4 protein-coding genes are annotated in these 5,207 nt (G+C 75.5%); 3 read left to right on the forward strand and 1 reads right to left on the reverse strand.

All coding sequences use genetic code 11. The features are described from left to right. Positions 1–1,183 (reverse strand): DUF4192 domain-containing protein (locus tag ACQRUO_RS38450; RefSeq protein ID WP_428320828.1); only part of this gene is annotated, 1,183 nt, incomplete at its 3' end. Between the two features lie 160 nt (positions 1,184–1,343). Between ACQRUO_RS38450 and ACQRUO_RS38455 the strand changes: the two genes are divergently transcribed. The 3 genes from ACQRUO_RS38455 to ACQRUO_RS38465 all read left to right on the forward strand — a co-directional run bounded on the left by ACQRUO_RS38455 (position 1,344) and on the right by ACQRUO_RS38465 (position 4,897). Then, the gene (locus tag ACQRUO_RS38455; protein ID WP_428320829.1) at positions 1,344–3,581 is read left to right on the forward strand and encodes a RecQ family ATP-dependent DNA helicase; all 2,238 of its coding nucleotides are present in this window, start codon (positions 1,344–1,346) and stop codon (positions 3,579–3,581) included. 331 nt (positions 3,582–3,912) lie between these two features. After that, positions 3,913–4,563: a hypothetical protein gene (locus ACQRUO_RS38460; protein ID WP_428320830.1), complete on the forward strand. Its 651-nt coding sequence runs from the start codon at positions 3,913–3,915 to the stop codon at positions 4,561–4,563. 130 nt (positions 4,564–4,693) lie between these two features. Then, positions 4,694–4,897 carry a hypothetical protein gene (locus tag ACQRUO_RS38465; RefSeq protein WP_428320831.1) on the forward strand — a complete coding sequence of 68 codons (204 nt, stop codon included), beginning with the start codon at positions 4,694–4,696 and terminating at the stop codon, positions 4,895–4,897. Positions 4,898–5,207 lie beyond the last annotated feature (310 nt).

Consider the following 5,207-nt stretch of genomic DNA (forward strand, 5'->3'; position numbering starts at 1 on the left):
AGCCCGGCCCGCCCGGCGGCCCGCCCGGGTCGGGCAGCCCGTCCTCCTCGGGCGCCACGGCCCCGCCCAGGCCGGACCCGGCCGCCCGGCGGAGGCGCTCGGTGCGGACCACGGCCAGCAGGGCGTCGGGCTCCATGCCGCCGTTGACCGAGTGGTAGAGCAGGTCGGCCAGGGTGTAGGTCGGGTCCCGGTCGAGGGCCATGCCGAGGGCCACCCGGCTGGTGGCGAGGTCACCGGAGAGCCAACAGGTCCAGGCCAGCAGCGTCAGCGGGGCCTTCGCAAACTCCTCGAACGGCGGCACGCAGCGGCGGGCCAGGAAGCGCCACAGGTGCTGGGCGGTGGCCAGCTCGTCCGGCTCGGAGTACTCGGCGGCGCGGTCGCGGTTGCCCCGGTTCTGCAGGCCGACGATCAGCTGGGCGACGCGCTGCTCGTCCAGCTCGGGCGGCCCGCCCCGGGACTCGGCCATCGCCCGTGCGACCAGCCGCTCGACCCGCTCCTGCTCGCGCTCCTCGCCACCCGGCTCGGCCAGGCTCGCCGCCAGCCGGCCCAACTCGCGCTCCAGCGCGTGGCGCTGGCCCCGGGCCACGGGCGGGCCGAACGGAGTGAGCTCCGCTGCGAGCTCCTTGCGGCTGCCACGCGGGGCCAGGCCGGCGACGGTGGCTGCGACCACCACCGGGGCCGGGTCCCGGCCGAGCCGCACGGCGGTCCCGGCGGGCCCGCAGCAGGTCTGGTCGGAGCAGTGGAAGGACCACCAGCGACCGCCGGAGATGCAGAGCGACTCCTTGATCGGCAGCTCGAACTCGCCGAAGACCGCGCCGAACAGGCCGGCGAGCGGGCGGAGCTGGCGCAGCACCGGGCGGGCTCCGGGCTCCGGGTCCCGGCAGAGGTAGAGCAGGGCGGCGACCGGCCGGGAACCGTGCTGCCGGGAGACTTCGAGCAGCAGCCGGGCCAGGTCACGCGCGATGGCCGGCCAGTCGGCCCGGTCCGGCGGGATGTCGGCCCGGATGGCACTGCCCTGGCGGTACATCGAGCCGTGCAGGCCGACCACGACGATGCTGTCGTCCGGATGGAAGCCGAGCAGGTACGGCAGCATGGCGGCCAGGTCGGACGGACCCTTGAGCCGGAGCAGCTGCGGCACGGCGGGGTGGTGGTGGGACTCGGGGTGCGGGTCGTAGTGCGTCATGGCGGCAGGCTGCCGCCGATCGGCACCGTCCCGCGGAACCGGCTCGAAACCTGTGGATAACCCCGGCCCTGTGGACAACCCGACCGAGCACCCGCCGAGTTGTCCACAGGCGCGGCCGGCGGTTCGCCCCCCGTCAGTGCGGCAGGGTTACATAGACGGCATGGACGACCAGCCAGTGCCCACCGCCGGGACCCACGACCACGGCCTCGCTCCCGCCCCGGAGCGGATCGCCGGTGACTTCGCCGCGCCCGACCGCGCCGCCGTGCGCGAGCGTGCCGAGGCGGTGCTCCGCGAGCTCGCCGGGCCCGCGGCCCGGCTGCGCGAGGACCAGTGGTCGGCCATCGAGGCCCTGGTGGTCGACCGCCGCCGGGCGCTGGTCGTCCAGCGCACCGGTTGGGGCAAGTCCGCCGTCTACTTCATCGCCACCGCCCTGCTGCGCGCCGCCGGCAGCGGTCCCACGGTGATCGTCTCCCCGCTGCTCGCCCTGATGCGCAACCAGGTGGACTCGGCCGCCCGGGCCGGCATCCACGCCCGCACCATCAACTCCGCCAACCCGCAGGAGTGGGACGAGATCCAGGCCGAGGTCGCGGCCGGCAGCGTGGACATCCTGCTGGTCAGCCCGGAGCGGCTGAACAACCCCGACTTCCGCGACCAGGTGCTGCCCAAGCTGGCCGCCTCCACCGGCCTGCTGGTGGTCGACGAGGCGCACTGCATCTCCGACTGGGGCCACGACTTCCGGCCCGACTACCGCCGGCTGCGCACCATGCTGGCCGACCTCTCCCCCGGCGTCCCGGTGCTGGCGACCACCGCCACCGCCAACGCCCGGGTCACCGAGGACGTCGCCGAGCAGTTGGGCACCACCGGGACCGACGGCCGCGCCCTGGTGCTGCGCGGCCCGCTCGACCGGGAGAGCCTCAGCCTCGCGGTGCTCACCCTGCCCGACCCCGCGCACCGCCTCGGCTGGCTCGCCGACCACCTCGACGAGCTCCCGGGCTCCGGCATCGTCTACACGCTCACCGTGGCCGCCGCCGAAGAGGTGACCGACTTCCTGCGCGGACGGGGCTTCGCCGTCGCCTCCTACTCCGGCCGCACCGAGGACGCCGAACGCCGCACCGCCGAGGCCGACCTGCTCGCCAACCGGGTCAAGGCACTGGTCGCCACCTCCGCGCTCGGCATGGGCTTCGACAAGCCCGACCTCGGCTTCGTGGTCCACCTCGGCTCCCCCGGCTCGCCGATCGCCTACTACCAGCAGGTGGGCCGCGCCGGCCGCGGCGTGGACCGCGCCGAGGTGCTGCTGCTGCCCGGTCGGGAGGACGAGGCGATCTGGCGGTACTTCGCCTCGCTCGGCTTCCCCCCGGAGGAGCAGGTCCGGCGCACCCTGGCCGCCCTGGCCGAAGCGGACCGGCCGCTCTCCACCGCTGCCCTGGAAGCGCGGGTCGACCTGCGCCGGGCCAGGCTGGAGACCATGCTCAAGGTCCTCGACGTGGACGGCGCCGTCCAGCGGGTGCGCGGCGGCTGGCTGGCCACCGGGCAGCCCTGGGTCTACGACGGCGAGCGCTACGCCAAGGTGGCCCGGGCCAGGTCCGAGGAGCAGCAGGCGATGCGCGAGTACGCCACCGGCCGGCACTGCCGGATGGACTTCCTGCGCCGCCAGCTGGACGACGAGCAGGCGGCGCCGTGCGGCCGCTGCGACAACTGCGCCGGCCCGCGCCACAGCGAGTCGGTCTCGCCGCAGGCGCTGGAGGCTGCTCGGGCCGCGCTCGGCCGGCCCGGGGTCAGCTTCGAGCCCCGCCGGCTCTGGCCCACCGGGATGGAGGCGCTCGGGGTGCCGCTCAAGGGGCGGATCCCGCAGGAGGAGCAGGCCCAGGTCGGCCGCGCGCTCGGTCGGCTCTCCGACATCGGCTGGGGCGGGCGCCTGCGCACCATGCTGGCCGACGACGCACCGGACGGCCCGGTCCCCTCCGACGTCCTGGACGCACTGGTCACCGTGCTGGCCGACTGGGCCCGGGGCCCGGGCGGCTGGGCCGGCAGCGAGCCGGAGACCGCCCGGCCGGTCGGCGTGGTCACCATGGCCTCCGCGGGCCGACCCGAACTGGTCGGCTCGCTCGGGGCGCGGATCGCCCAGATCGGCCGGCTGCCGCTGCTCGGACGGATCGAGTACGTCGAGGGCCGACCACCGCACGGTGCCCGCAGCAACAGCGCCCAGCGGCTGAACTCACTGGCCGGGGCCCTGGTCCTGTCGCCCGAGCTGAGCCGGGCGCTGGCCGACACCCCGGGCCCGGTGCTCCTGGTGGACGACCTGGTCGACAGCGGCTGGACGGTGACCGTGGCCGCCCGGCTGCTGCGCCGCGCCGGTGCGGAAGCCGTGCTGCCCCTGGTCCTGGCGGTTCAGGGGTGACCGCGGGCCGCTTCCGGGTGGCGCTGCGGTCCCTGTGCCCGGCTGACACGTGTGGGCCTGGCCGGCATTCCTGGTCCGTGACGGCATTCGCGGTTCGGGGAGGCATTCCTGATCCTGGCTGACACGCCTGGTCCTGGGAGGCCGAGGGCTGCTTGAGCCATCCGGGGAATATATCCGGCAGATCCCCGGCTTTCGGGCGGCATTCATCATTTCATCGTTGCCGCCCCGGTCGTCTGCCGTGAGAATTGCAGCGTACCCAGATGCCTGGTCCGACGGACCGGAATTCGGCGTACTCACGTGCCCGCGCAGCCACGGGCCGGGAAGGAGAACGATGATCCACGGCGTGGACCACGGTCTGCTCTCCTCCGCCACGGGCCGATGCATCGACCTGGAGAGCTGGTCGAGCGCCGGCGTGCCACTGCTGCGCGACCCGCGCGAGCTGGTCATCGACCTGCACCAGCGCCACCTGCCACCACCGGGCACCACGGTGATCGGCGTGCTCGACGTCGAGCACCGGGTGGTCGCCTCCGCCTCCGTCACCCCCCGGGCGCAGATCACCGACGGCTGGCTGCTGCGCAACGCGCTGCTCGGCAACCTGCGCCAGGTCACCCCGCACGACCTGCGACTGTCGGCGCCGCGGCGGACCGCCGTGCTGCTCAGCTGCCGTGACGGCGCGTCCGGCTGGACCGAGCTGGACGGCGCCTGGATGTGGGCGTTGCGCGACGCCGCCGCCCTGCACGGCCTGCGCTGCGGTGCCTACGTCTCGCTCACCGCGGCCGGCTGGCAGGTGCTCGGCGACGGCCGCTCGGGGCGCACCCCGCACTCCGGCTCCTGGTCGGAGCGCCCGGTGCACACGGTCTCCGAACTGCCGGTGCGCACCATCGCGAGCAGCGCACCCGCGGTCGAGTACGCGCGCCCGGCCCGCAGCTGGCCGGCCGGCAGCGCGGCGGGCCAGCAGCCGGCCCGGCACGCGGCACGCTGAACCGCCCGGGCACCTTGCCGACGGGGGCGAGGTACCCGCCGCCGAGGGCGCGCGAGCCGAGCGGCCGAGGGCACGCGAGCCAGACAGTCGAGGGTGAACGTGCCGAACAGCCGAGCTGCCAAGGGTGAACGTGCCGAGCAGCCGAGCGACCGCCCGGCACGGCCGGCCCGCGCCGCAGACCACCAGCAGCGAGACCGCAAAGCCGCGCGCCTTCTCCACAGCCCTCTCCGCGGCCTTCTCGGCAGCCTGCGCCGCCCGCCCGGTGCCGCCGTCCGGCAGGACCAGGACCACCACCTCGCGCCGGGCCGGCCGCATGGTCGCCAGGTCCGCGTAGAAGACGTCACCGCCCTCCGCGAGCTGCGCCCAGTACCGCTCCGCACCGAAGGACAGCTCGTGCTGCTGCCACGGGTGCGGCTGACCAGCGGTCAGCACCAGGATGTCGCCAGGGTTGCGCCCCGACTCCAGCAGCAGGTCCACCGACTCGTCGGCCCGCTCCAGCGCATCGCCGGGAGCGGCCCGGACCAGCTGGACGGTCGGACCGGCCGGCGCGGGACGCGGACCGGGCTTGGGGATCTGCGGCCGCGGACCGGGCCGCGGCGGACCGGGCCGGGGGGCGGCCGGACGGGCCGGGCCGGGCCGCGGAC

Origin of the sequence: Kitasatospora sp. LaBMicrA B282 (assembly GCF_050325825.1) — a bacterium.
In the GTDB taxonomy this organism is placed as follows: Bacteria; Actinomycetota; Actinomycetes; order Streptomycetales; family Streptomycetaceae; genus Kitasatospora.